Genomic DNA, 16,444 nt, shown 5'->3' with positions numbered 1-16,444 from the left:
GCTGCGGCTGGCCGACCAGGTGCTGACCACCGAACAGGCGCCGCACCGCACCGCGGCGGCCGAGGTCGCCGCCGCCGCGCTCGCGCACCGGGGCCAACTCGGCCGCAGTGCGGAGCTGTACCGCTGGGCGGGGGCCACGCAGTTCGCCGCGCTCGGCTCGATCGGTGTCGGTGAGCTGGTCGACGGCACCGGGGACAGCGGGCCGCCGACCTCGCTGTCCAGTGCGATCTCCCTGATGGCACAAGGACTGCGCGAGTCGGTGACCGGCACGCCGACCACCGCGCTGTCCAAAATGGTCCGGGCGGCGGCGACGCTGGAACCGGTCGGGCGGGCCGTGCTGCTGCCCGACAGCCCGGCGGCGCTCGGTGCGCTGCTCGCGCTGCACTACACCGAACTGGGCACCGCGACCTCCTTGCTGGAGCGCGCGATCACCGCCGGCACCGGTGGCGCGCCGTTCGCCGTGCGGCACCGGTTGCTGCTCGCCTGGGTCGCCATGGTCCGGGGGGAGCTGCCCCAGGCCGCGGACGCGCTCACCGCAGCCCGCCGCGCGCGCGGCACCCTCGAGCCGAGGGACTGGCTGTTCGCCGTGGCCATCGAGCTCGGGCTGGCCCGCCGGGCGGGGGACGCGGCGACGCTCGGGCGCGCATGGTCGCAGGCAGGCGAGGCGATCCTGCGCCATCCGGTCGACCTGTTCACGTTCCTGCCGCTCGGTGAGCTGACCGTGGCGGCCGCGCGGGTGCGCGACGAGAGCCGGCTCGCCGCGCACCTCACCGAGGCCCGCGTGCTGCTCAAGGGACTCGGCGACCCGCCGCTGTGGGCGATGCCGCTGTGGTGGGGCGGCCTGCACGCCGCGCTCATCACCGGTCAGCTCGACGCCGCCGAGGAACACGCCGAGGCGATGGCCACCGCCGCCGCGCGCGACGAGCAGCTTCGGGTGTTGGCCCGCGCCGCGCGCTGTTGGTTGGACATCACCAAGGGCACGGTCGATCCGGACGCGGTCGAGGACGCCGCCCGTTCGCTGCACGGCACCGGGCTCACCTGGGACGCCGCCCGGCTGGCCGGCAACGCGGCCACCCGCACCACCGACCGCGCGGCGATGGTCCGGCTGTTGGACTGCGCGCGGATGATCCAGGGCAAACCCGTCTCCGCGCGCAGACCGACCACACTGGAGCACGCGGCGACCCGCGACGAGCAGACGGCGGTGAGTCTGAGTAACCGGGAGCTGCAGGTGGCCGAGCTGGTGGTATCCGGCCTGACCTACAAGGATGTCGGCGATCGGTTGTTCATCTCCGCCAAGACGGTGGAGCATCACGTCGCGCGCATGCGACAACGGCTCGGCGCGTCCAGCCGCGGCGAGTTGCTCTCCCAGCTGCGGACCCTCGTGGGGAGTGCCGGTGTACGAGAATGAGCGGGCGCGGCTGGTCACGGCCGGGCGGCGGCTGGCGGCCGGTGGGCTGGTCGTCGGGTCGGCCGGCAACCTGTCGGTGCGGGTGGGTGAGCACGTGGTGGTCACCGGGTCCGGCACCGTGCTCGGCGAGCTGACGCCCGAGTTGCTGTCGGTCGTCGACCGGCGGGACGGCACGGTCGTCGCCGGTGATCCGAAGCCGACCTCGGAGCTGCCGCTGCACCTGGCGATCTACGCGCGTACCGACGCGGTGGCGGTCGCGCACGCGCACGCGTTGTCCTCGATCGCGGTCGGGCTCACGCATGACGTGTTGCCGCCGGTGCATTACCTGACCGTTCGGCTCGGTGGGGTGGTGCGGGTCGCGCCGTACGCGACCTTCGGTTCGGCGGCGCTCGCCGAGGGAGTGCTCGACGCGTTGGCGGACCGCAGTGCGGCGCTGTTGCGCAATCATGGTTCGGTCGCGTTCGGTGCCGATGTCGAGGAGGCGTGCGAGCGGTTGGAGTTGGTGGAGTGGCTCGCCGAGGCGTACCGGCGGGCCGCCGTGCTCGGGTCGCCGCGCCTGCTCAGCGACGCAGAGTTGGCCGATGCGCAGGCACAGTTCACCCGGCTCGCCTACGGTCGAGCGGCTGGGTGAGAGGATAAGCTCGTCTGTTGACCGCTCGCCAACAGAACGGGGGCAATGATGCCGTCCGTACTGATCGTCGGTGCCGGCTTTGGCGGCATCGCCGCCGCTATCGAGCTGCGACGCGCCGGGTTCACCGATGTCACCGTGGTGGAGAAGGCGGCAGAGCTGGGCGGGGTGTGGCGGGACAACACCTATCCCGGCTCGGGGTGCGACATCCCGTCGCCGTACTACTCGTTCTCCTATGCGCCGAACCGGTTGTGGCCGATGCGGTACTCGCGGCAGCCGGAGATCAAGGCGTATCTGCGGGAGGTGGCCAACCGGTTCGGCATCCGCCCGAGGTACGGCGTCGAGGTGCGCGGCGCGGAGTTCGACGGTGGCCGCTGGCAGGTGCGCACCGCCGCCGGTGAGCGGTTGCGCGCCGATGTGCTGGTGTTCGCGGTCGGCCAGCTGTCGCGGCCGGCGATGCCGGACATTCCGGGACGGGATTCCTTCGCCGGCACCAGTTTTCATTCCGCGCACTGGGACCACGCGTGCGACCTGGCTGGCAAACGGGTGGCCGTGATCGGCACCGGGGCCAGCGCGGTCCAGTTCGTGCCGTGCGTGCAGCCGTCGGTGGCGCGGTTGACGGTGTTCCAGCGGACCGCGCCGTGGGTGCTGCCGAAACCCGACGTGGCCTATGACGATCGATGGCGCCGTGCGCGGGTCGTGCAGCAGGTGGAACGTGCGGCGTTCTGGGCCATCGGCGAGGTGGCGGCGTTCGGGATACGTGGCAACCGGACGGTGACCAAGGCCGTCGAGTGGCTGGCGCGACGGCACCTTCGGGGTCAGGTGGCCGACCAACGGCTGCGCGCGGAGCTGACGCCGGACTACCGGATCGGGTGCAAGCGGGTGCTGTTCTCCAACGACTACCTGCCCGCGTTGCAGCAACCGAACGTGGCATTGGCAACGGAGTCGATCAGCGAGATCACCCCGACCGGCGTCCGCACCGCGGACGGCGCGACCCACGAGGCCGACGTGATCGTCTACGGCACCGGGTTCCGCGCGACGGAGTTCCTCGCGCCGGTCGACGTGCGCGGTGTCGGTGGCCGCTCGCTGGCCGATGCGTGGACCGGTGGGGCGCGGGCGTATCTCGGCATCACGGTGCCCGACTTTCCCAATATGTTCCTGATGTACGGCCCGAACACCAACCTCGGCTCCGGCTCGATCGTGTACATGCTGGAGCGCCAGGCACGTTATCTTCGTCAGGCCGTGGCCAGCATCGACGCCGAGAAGTCCTGTTTGGACGTGCGGCCCGAGGTCGCGGAGCGGTTCGACCTCGAGGTCCAGCGACGGCTGGCCGACAGTACGTGGTCGTTGTGCCGCAGTTGGTACCGCGAGGCGAGCGGCCGGGTGTCCACGAACTGGCCCGGCCTGGTGAGCGAGTATCAACGACGAACGAAAACCCTTGATACAGCGGACTTCCGGCGGGTGAGATGAGTACGGTTGAGCCACGATGGCGACGGTTGGAACCCGACCAGCGGCGCGAGCAGATCCTCACCTGCGCGGTCGAGTTGTTCGGCGAACGGCCCTATGCCGCGGTGTCCACGACTGAGCTGGCCAGCCGAGCCGGGGTGGCCAGAGGGCTGATCAACCACTACTTCGGCACCAAACGCAAGCTGTACCTGGAGGTCGTCCGCCGCATGGTGACGATCCCGCAGGTGGCCGTCGACCTGTTGCCGAACGGCACGCTGGAGGACCGGGTCGCGGCGTCGGTGGACTGGTTCCTCGACGGCGTGAGCCGGCACAGCAAGACCTGGCTCGCCGCCATCGGTGCCGAAGGCGTGGATCCCGACGTCCAACGCATCCTCGCCGACGCCGACGAACTCGCCGCCGACCGCGTCCTCGACGCCACCGGTCTCGCGGACGCGACAGCACACCGCGAGGAGCTGCGCGCGACGATCCGCGCCTACGGCGGCCTGGTGAAGGCGGCGGCCAGAGAGTGGCTGGTGCGCGGTGCGCTCACCCGTGACCAGGTGCACCTGTTGCTGTCCACGACGTTGCTCTCGCTCGTGCGCGACTTCGGCCCGAACCTGCGGTCCGATTAGGACACTGCCCAGGACACCACTAGGACACCACGGGCCGGAGCGCACGCACTGCGAGGACGGTCACGCCCGGCGTGTGGAAGTACGGGTCGTCGGCCAACGCGTCGGTCGGGTCGTCGCGGAACACCAGCAGCGCGCCGCTGTCGTCCCACCACGGCCCGGCGAGCAGCAGCCGACCACCGGCATGCCACGCGGCAAGCCGCTCCCGGTGCGCCGGCCGTCCGGCGATGCGACGCGGATCGTCAGTGAAGGCAAGCTCGATCGCGAACATGGCGGTGACGCTACGGCCGCCTGCCATCCGCGCGCTGTATCGCGTGATACTGCGCGTATGTCCGGCGCCCGGTACGACACCCTCGCGCGCGTGCCGTTGCTCAGCACCCTCGACCGGCCACGCCTCGTCCGCCTCGCCAGGAGGTTCCCGGCCCGCACGGTCGACGAGGGTGTGGTCCTCGCCGTCCGCGGCGAACCGGCAGACCTCCTGTTCGTGGTGGAGACCGGTGGCGTGCGCGCGGTCCGCGAGACCGCGTCCGGCCGCCGGCTGCGGCTCGGCGAGTTCCCGGCACCGTGCGCGGTGGACAAGGTCGCGGTCCTCGACAGCGGCGGGCACACCGCGACCTGGATCGCCACCGCCCGGTCACGAGTGCGCACGCTCCCGGCGGCCGAACTCCGCACGCTGGTCGACGACGTCCCCGCCGCCCGCCAGCACGTGCTCGCCCACCTGGCCCGCCGACTGCGCGATCAGCAGGACGACCTGGTGCGGGCGAACGTCGCCGACACGGTCACCCGCACAGCGGCCTGGCTGCTCCGCGCGGCCACCCGCCGGGTCGTGCTGCCGGGCGCACAGGAGGGCCTGGCAGAAGCGATCGGCGCGACCAGGGTCACCGTCAACCGGGCACTGCGCACGCTGGCCACCGAGGGCCTGATCGAGGTCGAACCCAGCGCGGTCCTGGTGCTGGCGCCGGAGCTACTCGCCCTGCGCGCAAATCCAGATGCCCTGACCTGACCGTTGTGCGACAGTGACCGCCGTGCTGATCAGGCGTGAGCTACCCAGCGATGTCGCGGCCATCGACGCGATCCACCGAGCCGCCTTCGACAGTGACGTGGAGGCAGACCTGGTCACGGCACTTCGTGCGGACACCGGCTGGCTGCCGGCGCTGTCGCTGGTCGCCGTGGACCGCACCGTGGACCGCGCCGCGGACGCGGGTCAGGTGGTCGGCCACGTCGTGTGCACCCGGGCGACTGTCGACGAGGTACCCGCGCTGGGCCTCGGCCCGCTCGGCGTGCTGCCGGACCGTCAACATGCAGGTGTCGGTGCGGCCCTGATGCACGCGGTACTCGGTGCCGCCGACGCGCTGGACGAGCCGGTCGTGGTGTTAGTCGGGCACCCCGGCTACTACCCGCGGTTCGGTTTCCGCCCCGCCACCGAGTTCGGCATCCAGCCGCCGGTCGCCGGGTGGACCAGCGCATTCCAGGTGCGACCGCTGACCGCCTATCGGCCGACGATCCGTGGTCAGTTCACCTATGCTGCTCCTTTCCAAGAGTTGGACTAGTGCTCCGTCACAGAGGTTCGTTCGCCGAAGCACTAGCAGAACGTGGCGGTCAGTGCCGGTAGCAGGTTGGCCGGTGGCACCGGTGATTCGTCGGCCAGATCTGCCCTGATGTCATAGAGGTTCAGTGCCAGCACCAGCTGACGGTCGGCGTCCTCGGTGATCAGGGAGTAACTGTGGTAGCCGGGACCGCCACCCGTGTTGCCCCAGATCGACCGTGTGGTGCCGTCCTGACAGGGCACGGTGCGCCGCTCGACACCGAGCCCGTAGTCGGTCAGCTCATCCACCGGGACGGTCTTCTTCAGTTCCGCCAACAACGCCGGCGGTAACAACGTGCCGTCGAACAACGCCCGATGGAATCTCGCCAGATCGTCCACTGTGGAGATCAGCGCGCCCGCGGTCCAGTCGTAGGAAGGGCTGAATACCGTGACGTCCTTTCGTTTGAGGTCGTAGCCGTGGAGATGTCGGCCATGGATCCGCGGGTCGGACAATGGGAACGACGTGTTCACGAGATGCAGCGGCACCAGGATTCGCTGGTACACCTGCAATACCGCGCTCCGGCCGGTGACCTTCTCGATCAGGAGACCGGCCACCAGATAGTTGGTGTTGGAGTAGGTGTGGCGAGCTCCGGGCGGTGCGGCCAGCGGATGAGCCGCCGCGGTCGCCACGATCTCCCGTGGACGGTAGACATGGGTCGGGTCGGTCAGCACCGGCGCCCAGAACTCGGGGTCGTCGGTCGGGTCGTACAGGCCGCTGGTGTGGTTGAGCAGCTGCCGTACGGTGATCGGCCGACCGCCGACCAGCCCGGGTAACCAGTGTTCCACCGGGGTGTCCAGCGCCAGGCGTCCCTCGCCGACCAGTTGTAAGACGACCGTCGCGGTGAATGCCTTGGTATTGCTGGCGATGCGGAACCGGTGCGCCGGCGTGGCCTTCTCTCCGGTGTCCAGGTCGGCGAACCCGGCTGCCTCGTGGCTGCTGTCCGGACCTGTTCTCGTATAGGCGACCGCGGCCGGGAAGCCTGCCGCGACCATGTCGTGGATCGCGTCGTGCAGCGGCACGTCCGGTGTGGACGCACCGGACACCGTCGCCAACGCGGCAAGCACACTGACCATGGCGAGCATCTCTCCCTCCCCCTTCGATTGCGAGGCCCGGGTGGGCTTCGCAGTCCACTGTGCCGGGTGGGAGCGGTGCGGACCATGGGGTTAACCGCAGACTTGGGGTGTGGTTAACCGTAATTCTCACGTGCCTGGTCTCACAAACACGCCGGGCTCCCACCACGTCCCCGCGTGATCGAATGGGGCCATGAACTGGGTCATGTTCGACTACGGCGAGGTACTCTCCCGACCACCGTCCGCCGAGGCCAGCGAGCTGCTGGCGGCCGAGTTCGGGGTACCGGTCGAGCGGCTGTGGCCGGCGTTCTGGCATGACCGGGAGCGCTATGACCGCGGCGCGGTGACCGCCACGGTCTACTGGCGCTCGGTAGCCGACCAGCTCGGCACCGACCAGCCGGCGGACGTCGACCGGCTGATCGCCCTCGACCAGCGCGCCTGGTCGGACATCAACCCCGACGTGCTCGCGCTGTTGCACGAGTTGGCCGAGGACACCCCGTTGGCGATGTTGTCCAACGCACCGCTCGAGATGGCGACGGTGATCGACGACGCGCCGTGGGCCGACCTGTTCCGGCACCGGTTCTTCAGCGCCCGGCTCGGCCTCACCAAGCCGGACCCACGAATCTTCGAGCGGGTGTGCGCGCAGCTCGGCGCCCGGCCGGCGGATGTGGTGTTCGTCGACGACCGCGAGGTCAACGTGGCCGCGGCGGCCGAGCTCGGCATGCGTGCGGTGCGGTTCACCGGCATCGATCGGCTGCGCGCGGACCTGCGCCGATGACCACCCGGCTGACCCGTCCAGCGGTCGCCGGGATGTGTGTGTCGTTCGTCGTGATCGGCGCGCTGCAGGCGGCCTACGGTCCGGCCGTGCCGGCGATGCGGGACCGGTTCGACGTCTCCGACGGGGCGGTCGGGCTCGCGCTGTCCACCCACTTCGTCGGCGCGCTGCTCGGGGTGCTCGGCACCCCGGCGTTGCGCGGCCGAGTCAGCAACCGGACGTTCCTGGCCGCGGCTCTGATCGCGATGATCGCCGGCGGCCTGCTGTTCGCCGCGGCGCCGACCTGGCCGGTCGCGCTGGGGGCCGCACTGGTCGGCGGGGTCGGGTTCGGCTGGATCGACGTCGGCGTGAACGAGATGTTCCTGGAGGCCTACGGGTCGGACAGCACCGGCATGCTGAACGCGTTGCACGGGACGTTCGGTATCGGCGCGGTGTTGGCGCCGCTGCTGATCGGGGTGCTCCCCGACGGCTGGTACCCGGTGGCGTTCATCGCCTGCGCCGCGCTGTGCGTGGTCGCGCTCGCCACCCTGCCTGGAGTGCACGGCCGAGGCTCTTCGCGCAGGTCAGGCGGCCGTTCGCGAGAACTGTCGGTGCTGCGGATTACCGTGCTCTTCAGCGTGTTCTTCGCCCTTCATGTCGGAGTGGAATCGGGGGTGGGTGGTTGGGAAACCGCACATCTGGTGGAGCTGGGCTGGGCCACGGGCACGGCGGCGACGGCCACCGCGGGCTTCTGGCTCGCGATGACCGCTGTCCGGTTCGCGGTGCATCCGTTGGCCAAGCGGTTCTCCGCTGAGCAGATCCTGTTCGCCAGCATCGTGGTGATGCTGGCCGGCACGGCGCTCGCGTTCTCGGCACCGCTCGCGCCGATCGGTTACGTGGTGGCCGGCATCGGTGTTGGTCCGTTGTTCCCGACCGGGCTGGTGTGGTTGAGCCAGAAGGTGCCCGGCGCGACGTCGTACGTGATCGCGTCGTCGATGTTCGGGGGCATGTTCCCGAGCGTGCTCGGTGGTGGTGTCGAGCTGTGGGGCATGACGGTGGTGCCGGTGGCGCTGACCGGGCTGAGTGTGGTCTGCCTGGTGATCGCCCTGGTGATCCGCACCCGGACGCCCGCACGGCTTGACCCTGTCGCGACGTCAGGGTCTTGACTGGACGTATGCGCATCGGGGAGTTGGCCGCGGCGGTAGGGGTGTCGGTCAGGACGGTCCGCCACTACCACCGCCGGGGGCTGCTGGCCGAACCCGGGCGACGGCCCAACGGCTATCGGGACTACGGCCTGCGGGACGTGATCGCGTTGGCCAGGATTCGCCGGCTCACCGAGCTCGGCCTGAGCCTGGACGAGGCAGCCGACGCGCTCGCCGACGACAGCGGCCGCGACCTGTACGAGATCCTGGTCGAGTTGGACGGCGACCTGGCGCGGCAGGAGCAGGCGCTGGCGCGACGGCGGTCGCGGCTTGGCGGGTTGATCGAGCGGGCACGGCAGGGTCGGCTGCACGCCGACGACGCGGTGTCGGCGGAACTGCGTGCGGTGCTGGACGCGGTCACGCCGTCGCCGATGGCCGACCGGGAGCGCGAGCTGTTGGCGCTGTTGGAGGGCAATCCGGACCGGGACCGGATCGTCGCCGCGCTGCCTCCGGCCGACCCGGCGCTGCGACGGCGGCTCGAGGAGTTGGCCGAGGCCGAGGTCGACGACCGGCGGGTGCCGGCGCTGGCCGACGACCTAGCCGCGGCGTTCCCGCCGGCGCTGCGGGCCATGGTCGACGGGTCGATCGACGCGTTCGGTGACGCCGTGCTCGAGTCGCTCGCGCCCGCGCAGGCCGAGGTGATGCGGCTGGTCCTGCGTCGGCTGGCGCAGCCGTGACCGGGGTGGCGCGACCGTGACCGGGGTGGCGCGGTCGTTCGCGGCGCTGTGGCACTGGCTGCGGGGGCGACGGGTCGGGGTCGGCCACGGTGACGTCGCGATCGGTCATGCGCGGGAGCGGACGCCGATGTTGCTGGCGCTTGCCGGGGTGCTGGCGCTGGAGACCGCGGTGGTCGGCCTGTTGGTGCCGTGGCCGGTGGTGCACGTGCTGGACGCGGTGGCGCTGCTCCAGGTGCTGGCGATCGCGGCGGTCGAGGTGACCTATCCGCACGTCGTCGGGCGCACGGAGCTGGTGCTGCGCGACGGCGCGACCTTCGCGCTCCGGGTGCCGCTGGCCGTGGTCACGGCCGTACGCGTGCAGCGCCGGTACCACACCGGCCGCGCCAGGCAGCTGGTCGACGGGGAGCTGACCGTGGCGGTCAACAACCAGACCGACGTGCTGGTCACGCTGTCCGAGCCGATCCCGGTCGCCGGCGGCGAGGCCACCAGGATCCGGTTCCTGGCCGACGACCCGGCGGCCGCGGTCAGCGCGATTGCGGCAGCCGTGCCGAGCCGCGCCTGACCGAGGACGCCGACGGCGGCGGCACGACCGGTCCGATGTCCCCGTCCGGCGCCTCGTCGAGGTCGACGATCAGCGGCGCGTGGTCGCTCGGCCCGGTGCCCTTGCGCGCGTGCCGGTCGACCCAGGTCGCCCGCACCCGGTCGGTCACCGGCGCGGTGGCCAGGACGAGGTCGATCCGCATGCCGAAGTCCTTGGGAAACATGCCGGCGCGGTAGTCCCAGTAGGTGAACACCCGCTGTTCGGGCCACCGCTCGCGCGTGACGTCGTGCAGGCCGAGCTCGCGCAGCTCGACCAGCGCGGCCCGTTCCGGCTCGGTGACGTGGGTCTGCCCGACGTAGGCGGCCGGGTCGAACACGTCGGCGTCGGTCGGCGCGACGTTCATGTCCCCGCAGACGATCGCGTCCGCCGGCCCACCGGCGACGACCTCCCGCAGCGCCGCCAGCCAGGCGAGCTTGTACTCGTAGTGCGCCGAGCCGGGTTCGCGGCCGTTGGGCACGTACAGACAGTGCACCCGCACCCCACCGCAGGTCGCCGCCAACGCCCTGGCCTCGGGATGGGGGAAGCCCGGCGCGCCGTCGATCCCCCGGACGACGTCGGCCAGCCCCACCCTGGACAGGATCGCGACCCCGTTCCACCTGGCCTCCCCGTACGCGGCGACCTGGTAGCCGCGGTCGGCGAGCTCGTCGTCGAGCAGGTCGGCGAACACGTCGTCGGGGACCTTGGTCTCCTGCAGGCACACGACGTCCGGCTGACGCTGGTCCAGCCACGGCAGGAACCGGGGCAGCCGCTGCTTGACCGAGTTCACGTTCCACGTCACGACACGCACGCACTCCAGGCTAGCCGCGGCAGGTGACCGGGGCGTCGCTCAGGCGGGTGGGGTCCAGGTCTGGTTGCCCTCGCCGTGACAGGTCCAGATCGTGAGCTGGGTGCCGTCGGCGGAGTTACTGGCGGGCACGTCGAGGCACTTGTTGGAGTTGACGTTGATGATCCAGCCCTCGGAGGTGACCGCCCACTGCTGGGCCGGGGCGCCGGTGCAGTCGGCGATCTGGACCTTCGCGCCGTCGCTGGTGTCACCGCCGGCGACCTCGAGACACTTGCCGAGCCCGCGCACGGCGCCGCCCGAGTCGAACTGCCACTGCTGGGCGTCCGTCCCGTTGCACTTGTGGAGCTGGACGCGGGTGCCGTTGACACTGTTGGCCCCGTCGATGTCCATGCACTTCCCGGCCAACCCGGTGACCGGACCGGCCGAGGCCTGCTCGGTCGTGGTGGTCGCCGTCGTGGTGGTGGTGGTCGTCGTCGGCGCCGCGGTGGTCCTGGCGACGGTCGGGCCGGGGGCCGCCGAGTTCTCGCTCGCCCCCCGGATCGGCCGGTCCGGGGTGAGCGCGTTGAACATGATGATGGCGAACACGATGGCCGTCACCACCGCGGAACCGGCGCCGACCGCCCATCTGTCCGGTTTCCAGCGTTTGCCAGCACGTTTGCCGGCACGTTTGCCAGCGGGTTTGGCGTCCGGCTTGGCCGGCCGCGCCGGGGCCGTTCTTCGTGCCGGCTGGGCGGCGGGGACGGCGGCGGGGGCGGCGGGGGCCGCCGGGGCGGAGACCGGTGCGATCCACCTGGTCGGCGCGTCAACGGGCGATTGACCAGCGCTTGACATGCTGCCGACCAGCCGGGCGACCTCGGCGCGCTGCTCGACGATCATCGACGCCACCATCGACGGCCACGGATGCGTGCCAGGCGAGATCGGGCCGATCATCGTCCGTAACTGGTCCAGCGTCGGCCGTTGACGCGGATCGGCGGCCAGACAGGCGGCGAGGAACTGGCGCAGCCGCGACGGTAACGACACCGACAGATCCGGCTGCGCCCCCAACACCTGACCCAACGTCTCGGCCCGGGTGGCCCCGGCGAACGGCGTGCGCCCGGTCGCGGCCAGGTGCAGCATCGCGCCGAGAGCGAACACGTCGCTGGCCGGCGTCACCGGCTTGCCGCGCGCCTGCTCCGGCGAGACGAACTCCGCGGCCCCGACCCCCTGGCTCACGTCGTGATCCATGGCCCTGGCGATGCCGAAGTCGAGTAAGCGCACCCCGTCCTCGGTGAGTCGCACGTTCACCGGCGTCAGGTCCCGGTGCACCAGCCCGGCGTGGTGGATCTCGGTCAACGCGCCCACCAGCCCGGCCGCCAGCCGCCACACGGCGTCCTCGCCGAGCAGCACGCCACGCTCGATCAGCTGCCGCATCGACAGCCCCGGCACGAACGCCAGGGCCAGCCACGGGGTGGCCTCGGCGGGACCGGCGTCGACCGCCGGCGCGGTATGCACCCCGGGCAGCTGGCGCAACGCCGCCGCCTCCCGGGCGAACCGCTGCGCGAACCCGTCGTCGACGGCGGTCAGGCGCGCGCTGACCAGCTTCACCGCCACCAACCGACCATCCGGGGCGCTGCCAACCAACACCACACCCAGCTCGTCGGAGTCAAGCCCGGCGAGCATCCGGTAGGACCCGAGCTGTCTCGGGTCCGAGTCCCCGAGTGACCTCACGTGCAACCTCCTTGGCTGTGCCACCCGCGGCAGGGAGCCTGCCACAATCGATGCGCGCGAATCAGCACAGGTATCGATCGCGGTGCTACGACCTGCACGAACAGGGCATAACGCAGCGCGGCGGTCAGCCGGCGGAGGACGTCCGCATGGACGTGATGTTCTCGGTGTCGATCCCGGCCACGCGGTTCCGGCCCTGGTGCTTGGCCTGGTAGGCGTAGTGGTCGGCGACCCGCAGGCAGTCCTGGATCGTGGCGCCGTGATGCGGGTAGGCCGCCGCGCCGATGGACGCGGTCACCTCGCTGACCACCACCTGCGCACCGTTCTTGTCGACCGTGGACACCCGCAACGCCGCGATCGCGGCCCGGATCCGCTCGGCGACGGCCAGGGTGTCGATGACGTTGGCGTCGGGCAGCAGCACGGTGAACTCCTCGCCACCGAAGCGCCCGCCGAGATCGCCCTGCCGCAGCTGCGACCGCAGACACTCGCCGACCGCGGCCAGCACGTCGTCGCCCGCGCGATGCCCATAGGTGTCGTTGAGCCGCTTGAACCGGTCCAGGTCGACCATCAGCACACCGATCTCGCACCGATCGCCGGCGAGCTCGGCGGCCACCCGATCGGCGTAGGCCTGCCAGGACGCCGCGTTGGCCAGACCCGTCTTCTGGTCCACGAACGCGGCACCCTCGAGGTGCTGGGTCGTGGCCGCGCCGCACAGCGTGACCACGACGGGCACCGCGACCGCCACCACGACGAGCGACCCGGTCAGCAGCACCCCGGTGATCGCGCCGATGCTCAGCAACGCCGCCTCGAGCCCGATGTCGGCCCCACGACCGAACGCCGCGCGGGACACCCTGCCCTCCCGCAGGACGTGCCCGGCCGCGGCGAACGCGGAGTTGACCACCAGATGCGCGGCCGCCGCCGCGGCGAGCAGGAGCACCCCGCCGGTGTCGATGTGCGGGCTGGGCGTGGTCCACGCGCCGGACGAGGCCACGAAGTGGGCGGCGAGCAGCGCCCACGCGATCGTGCCCGCGTTGCTGATGAACGTGTGCCGCGCGTCGTGCTCCCCCCGCAGGTCGCGGTAGGCGCACAGGACCAGCACGAGCGCGACGGCCAGCGTGAGCGGCACCGCCACCGCGGCCGCGACCGACCAGACCGAGATCACGGTCAACGAGGCGCGCGGCTCGACATCGTCGTGGCGGACGGCGTGCGTCCGGCGCATGAGCTCGGTCGTGACCAGCGCCGCGGCGAGCAGCACGCCCGCACGCGCCAGGTCACTCGCCCCGATCGGCACGGCGACCCCGGCGTACACCGCGGCACCGGCCGGCAACGCCAGGAGCCCGCCGCGAACCACGGCGGGCGTCATGCCGCGGCCATGAGCGCCGGGCCACAGACGCGATTGCGGCCCAGTTCCTTTGCCTGGTAGAGGAAGCGGTCGGCGTGCACCAGCAGGTCGTCGACGCTGGCGTCGGCGTGGTGGGTCGTGGCGACGCCGATCGAGGCGGTGATGCCACTGATCGTCGTCGGCCTGCTGTGCAGGTTCGTCGTGATCACGCTCAGCGCCTCGATCTGGTGACGGATGCGTTCCGCGGCCTGACATGCCTCGTGTTCGGTGACTCCGGGGAGCAGGATGCTGAACTCCTCTCCCCCGAATCGGGCGACGATGGCGTTGCGCCGAGTGGTGTTCTGCAGTACGTGCGCCACGCTGGTGAGCACGTCGTCCCCGGCGTGGTGGCCGTGGGTGTCGTTGAGGTCCTTGAAGTGGTCGAGGTCGACCATGAGCACCGCCGAGCGCGCCCGGGTGCGGTGGCTCGCGAGCGCCGCGGTGCTGAGCGTCTGCCAGGCCGCGTGATTCCACAGCTGCGTCTTCGCGTCGTGGGCCGCGGCGTGGTGCAGCGCGCGCCCCCGCAGAGCCCGCTGCAGGTAGGCCACCGGCAGCAGCACGAACGGGATGGCGACCACGGAGAACTGCGCGAACAGCCCGAGCAGCACGCCGAGCGCGGCGTGGGTCACCGCGAAGCCACACACCCCGTTGGCGCCCGTGTGTTCACCGAACACCACGCGCCGCGCGCCGCCGAGCAGCGTGTGCCAGTCGGTGGCCACGAGGTAGAGCAGCGCGGCGAACCCCGCCGCCAGCACGGTCGCCGTGTCCGGGCCCCCCACCGGCGGCGACCAGTGCGTGATCGGCAGCACGAGCCACGCGAGCGTCGCGCCGCCGACACTGGCCAGCACCCGGCCGGGCTGGCCCGGCTCGTGGCGAAGGCCGCGAAGCTGATCATGCGCGTGCAGCACGACCGCCACGATCAGGATCGCGGCGATGGGCAGGGTCAACACCGCGCCGATGAGCCACATCGCGACCGTGGACACCCCCGGTGGGTCCACGGGCTGCGCCGAGCGCAGCGCCCGGTAGCGGGCCAGTTCCGCGTGCGTCATCCCGCAGAGCGTGAACGCCAGTGCCGTCACCCACGGCACGGCGGGCGTTGCCGACCAGGCCAGCACGAGGCCGACCAGCATGACCACCGTCAGCACGACGAGCACAGCCGTACTGATTGTGTCGATTTGGGTATTTCGTTGTCGATCCGGACCGTTTACCGCGCCGAGACCCCCTGAGTCCATACTCCTAGGTTGCCGGTGGGCACGTACAGTTCACGGACACATGACGGACAGCCACTCGGTCGTCACAGCCGATCATGGCTCGGGGATCGGGGCGGCCCCGGGCGCCCTGGCCAGCGACGCGGACCGGCCGACCATCACCCAGGCGACCGACAGGCCGATCACCAGGACCGTGCCCAGCGCGCCGGACACCGCGATCACCGCTGATGACGGGGCGTTCTGCGCGGCCAGTCCGAACACCAGGATGGCCACGCCCTGGGTGGCCCGCATCATCGTGGTCATGAGTCCGACGGCCTGGCCACGCATGCTGTCGGGGACCGTCTGGGTGAACTCGGCGGCGAGCGGGATCCAGTAGTACAGGGCGATGCCCGAGACCACGATCAGCACACTCGCCGCCAGCGCGCCCGGTGCGGCGACGAACAGCACCAGCGGGGCGCAGCTGATGATCGACAGGATCACCAGGTGCCGGGTGCGCTGCTCGGGGATGATCATGGGCAGCAGCCAGAGCCCGATCACGATGCCGGCCGGGCCTGCGCCCATCAGCAGCCCGGCGACGGCCGACCCGTGGCTGATCTGCGCCGCGTAGGGGGCCGCGAGCGCCTCGGTGGCGAGCGTGGTGGCGATGGCGAACGGGAACAGCATCATCAGCCGCAGCCGCGGGTGGCCGAGGATGTAGCGGGTCGCGGCCTTGGCCGAACCGAGCAGGGTCGGTGGGGTGTCGGCGCTGGCGGTCGCCGGCCGGGCGAGCACGCCGACCAGGATCACCAGACCGGACAGCACGAAGGTGGCGGAGTTGAATATCAGCACGACGGACAGCCCGGTGATCGCGACGACCACGCCCCCGAGGCCGTAGCCGACCGTGTAGGCGATGTGGTTGACCAGCTGGGTCACCGCGGACCCGCGCACCAGCCGCTTACCAGGCAGGACAACGGACATGGTGGAGATGTAGGCGCTGTTGAACGGCGAGTCCACCAGTCGGATCGCGAACAGCAGGGCCCACAGGGACCACAGCGGCATCCCCGGGATCGCCATCACCAGCAGGAGCACCGCGCGCCCGAAGTCGGCGACGATCATGACCGCGCGCCGGGGGAACCGGTCGGCGAGGCCGGCGAGCACCGGGCCGCCGATGAGGTCGGGCAGGACGCTCAGGGCGAAGGTGATGCCCATCAGCGCCTCGGACCCGGTCTCGGTGAAGACCGCGATGGTCAGCGCCGCCCGCGCGAGGTAGTCGCCGATGGTGGACAGCGACCGACTGGCGAACAGTGCCCGGAACTCTCGTACGGCGAAGATCTCCGCGTAGGTGACGCGATTGTCTGCTTTGCCCTCCCCGGACAACCCAGCGCCC

The 16,444-nt window shown here is 71.2% G+C and carries 17 protein-coding genes; 10 read left to right on the top strand and 7 right to left on the bottom strand.

Annotated features, from left to right (window positions below; all coding sequences use genetic code 11):
* The 4 genes from ACYVIP_RS43125 to ACYVIP_RS43110 all read left to right on the top strand — a co-directional run.
* Positions 1-1,408 (top strand): helix-turn-helix transcriptional regulator (locus ACYVIP_RS43125; protein ID WP_460406912.1); only part of this gene is annotated, 1,408 nt, incomplete at its 5' end.
* Entirely contained in the window at positions 1,395-2,039 is a 645-nt protein-coding gene (locus tag ACYVIP_RS43120) for a class II aldolase/adducin family protein (RefSeq protein WP_460406911.1), read from the top strand. The genes ACYVIP_RS43125 and ACYVIP_RS43120, both read left to right, overlap by 14 nt.
* 45 nt (positions 2,040-2,084) lie before the next feature.
* Positions 2,085-3,506, top strand: coding sequence for a flavin-containing monooxygenase (locus tag ACYVIP_RS43115; RefSeq protein ID WP_460406910.1), 1,422 nt, complete (start codon positions 2,085-2,087; stop codon positions 3,504-3,506).
* Positions 3,503-4,114, top strand: a complete 612-nt coding sequence (locus tag ACYVIP_RS43110) for a TetR/AcrR family transcriptional regulator (protein ID WP_460406909.1) — start codon at positions 3,503-3,505, stop codon at positions 4,112-4,114. The genes ACYVIP_RS43115 and ACYVIP_RS43110 overlap by 4 nt, the downstream gene beginning before the upstream one ends.
* 19 nt (positions 4,115-4,133) lie before the next feature.
* Here the strand turns inward: ACYVIP_RS43110 and ACYVIP_RS43105 are convergent, their stop codons facing one another.
* Positions 4,134-4,382, bottom strand: a complete 249-nt coding sequence (locus tag ACYVIP_RS43105) for a YciI family protein (RefSeq protein WP_460406908.1) — start codon at positions 4,380-4,382, stop codon at positions 4,134-4,136.
* Between the two features lie 57 nt (positions 4,383-4,439).
* Between ACYVIP_RS43105 and ACYVIP_RS43100 the strand changes: the two genes are divergently transcribed.
* Positions 4,440-5,114: a Crp/Fnr family transcriptional regulator gene (locus ACYVIP_RS43100; protein WP_460406907.1), complete on the top strand. Its 675-nt coding sequence runs from the start codon at positions 4,440-4,442 to the stop codon at positions 5,112-5,114.
* A 22-nt stretch (positions 5,115-5,136) separates the two neighbouring features.
* Entirely contained in the window at positions 5,137-5,661 is a 525-nt protein-coding gene (locus tag ACYVIP_RS43095) for a GNAT family N-acetyltransferase (RefSeq protein ID WP_460406906.1), read from the top strand.
* 32 nt (positions 5,662-5,693) lie between these two features.
* Here the strand turns inward: ACYVIP_RS43095 and ACYVIP_RS43090 are convergent, their stop codons facing one another.
* Complete coding sequence (locus tag ACYVIP_RS43090) at positions 5,694-6,779, bottom strand: serine hydrolase domain-containing protein (protein ID WP_460406905.1); 1,086 nt, start codon at positions 6,777-6,779, stop codon at positions 5,694-5,696.
* A gap of 181 nt (positions 6,780-6,960) precedes the next feature.
* Between ACYVIP_RS43090 and ACYVIP_RS43085 the strand changes: the two genes are divergently transcribed.
* The 4 genes from ACYVIP_RS43085 to ACYVIP_RS43070 are packed head-to-tail and all read left to right on the top strand — an operon-like array spanning position 6,961 to position 9,962.
* Positions 6,961-7,545, top strand: a complete 585-nt coding sequence (locus tag ACYVIP_RS43085; protein WP_460406904.1) for an HAD family hydrolase — start codon at positions 6,961-6,963, stop codon at positions 7,543-7,545.
* Positions 7,542-8,687: an MFS transporter gene (locus ACYVIP_RS43080; RefSeq protein WP_460406903.1), complete on the top strand. Its 1,146-nt coding sequence runs from the start codon at positions 7,542-7,544 to the stop codon at positions 8,685-8,687. Before ACYVIP_RS43085 ends, ACYVIP_RS43080 begins: the two co-directional genes overlap by 4 nt.
* An 8-nt stretch (positions 8,688-8,695) precedes the next feature.
* The gene (locus ACYVIP_RS43075) at positions 8,696-9,400 is read left to right on the top strand and encodes a MerR family transcriptional regulator (protein ID WP_460406902.1); all 705 of its coding nucleotides are present in this window, start codon (positions 8,696-8,698) and stop codon (positions 9,398-9,400) included.
* A 16-nt stretch (positions 9,401-9,416) separates the two neighbouring features.
* Positions 9,417-9,962 (top strand): hypothetical protein, encoded by a 546-nt coding sequence (locus ACYVIP_RS43070; protein ID WP_460406901.1) that lies wholly within the window; start codon positions 9,417-9,419, stop codon positions 9,960-9,962.
* On the opposite strand, the gene ACYVIP_RS43065 is transcribed toward ACYVIP_RS43070, so the two are convergent.
* The 5 genes from ACYVIP_RS43065 to ACYVIP_RS43045 form a co-directional block, all read right to left on the bottom strand.
* Positions 9,925-10,788, bottom strand: a complete 864-nt coding sequence (locus tag ACYVIP_RS43065; protein ID WP_460406900.1) for an exodeoxyribonuclease III — start codon at positions 10,786-10,788, stop codon at positions 9,925-9,927. The genes ACYVIP_RS43070 and ACYVIP_RS43065 overlap by 38 nt on opposite strands.
* A 39-nt stretch (positions 10,789-10,827) precedes the next feature.
* Positions 10,828-12,492 carry a protein kinase domain-containing protein gene (locus tag ACYVIP_RS43060; RefSeq protein ID WP_460406899.1) on the bottom strand — a complete coding sequence of 555 codons (1,665 nt, stop codon included), beginning with the start codon at positions 12,490-12,492 and terminating at the stop codon, positions 10,828-10,830.
* Positions 12,493-12,616: 124 nt separating this feature from the next.
* Positions 12,617-13,852 carry a GGDEF domain-containing protein gene (locus ACYVIP_RS43055; RefSeq protein ID WP_460406898.1) on the bottom strand — a complete coding sequence of 412 codons (1,236 nt, stop codon included), beginning with the start codon at positions 13,850-13,852 and terminating at the stop codon, positions 12,617-12,619.
* Positions 13,849-15,024, bottom strand: coding sequence for a GGDEF domain-containing protein (locus ACYVIP_RS43050; protein WP_460406897.1), 1,176 nt, complete (start codon positions 15,022-15,024; stop codon positions 13,849-13,851). The genes ACYVIP_RS43055 and ACYVIP_RS43050 overlap by 4 nt, the downstream gene beginning before the upstream one ends.
* Positions 15,025-15,174: 150 nt before the next feature.
* Positions 15,175-16,434, bottom strand: a complete 1,260-nt coding sequence (locus tag ACYVIP_RS43045; RefSeq protein WP_460406896.1) for an MFS transporter — start codon at positions 16,432-16,434, stop codon at positions 15,175-15,177.
* Positions 16,435-16,444: the final 10 nt, after the last annotated feature.

Source organism: Actinophytocola sediminis (assembly GCF_054779715.1).
The sequence above is the reverse complement of the archived record's forward strand: the minus strand, read 5'-3'. Positions and strand labels throughout refer to the sequence as shown.

Bases quoted from the DNA above. Each gene is read 5' to 3' on its own strand.
- ACYVIP_RS43115 (WP_460406910.1), top strand. From the start codon at position 2,085: ATGATGCCGTCCGTACTGATCGTCGGTGCCGGCTTTGGCGGCATCGCC.
- ACYVIP_RS43110 (WP_460406909.1), top strand. From the start codon at position 3,503: ATGAGTACGGTTGAGCCACGATGGCGACGGTTGGAACCCGACCAGCGG.
- ACYVIP_RS43105 (WP_460406908.1), bottom strand. From the start codon at position 4,382: ATGTTCGCGATCGAGCTTGCCTTCACTGACGATCCGCGTCGCATCGCC.
- ACYVIP_RS43100 (WP_460406907.1), top strand. From the start codon at position 4,440: ATGTCCGGCGCCCGGTACGACACCCTCGCGCGCGTGCCGTTGCTCAGC.
- ACYVIP_RS43090 (WP_460406905.1), bottom strand. From the start codon at position 6,779: ATGCTCGCCATGGTCAGTGTGCTTGCCGCGTTGGCGACGGTGTCCGGT.
- ACYVIP_RS43085 (WP_460406904.1), top strand. From the start codon at position 6,961: ATGAACTGGGTCATGTTCGACTACGGCGAGGTACTCTCCCGACCACCG.
- ACYVIP_RS43080 (WP_460406903.1), top strand. From the start codon at position 7,542: ATGACCACCCGGCTGACCCGTCCAGCGGTCGCCGGGATGTGTGTGTCG.
- ACYVIP_RS43075 (WP_460406902.1), top strand. From the start codon at position 8,696: ATGCGCATCGGGGAGTTGGCCGCGGCGGTAGGGGTGTCGGTCAGGACG.
- ACYVIP_RS43055 (WP_460406898.1), bottom strand. From the start codon at position 13,852: ATGACGCCCGCCGTGGTTCGCGGCGGGCTCCTGGCGTTGCCGGCCGGT.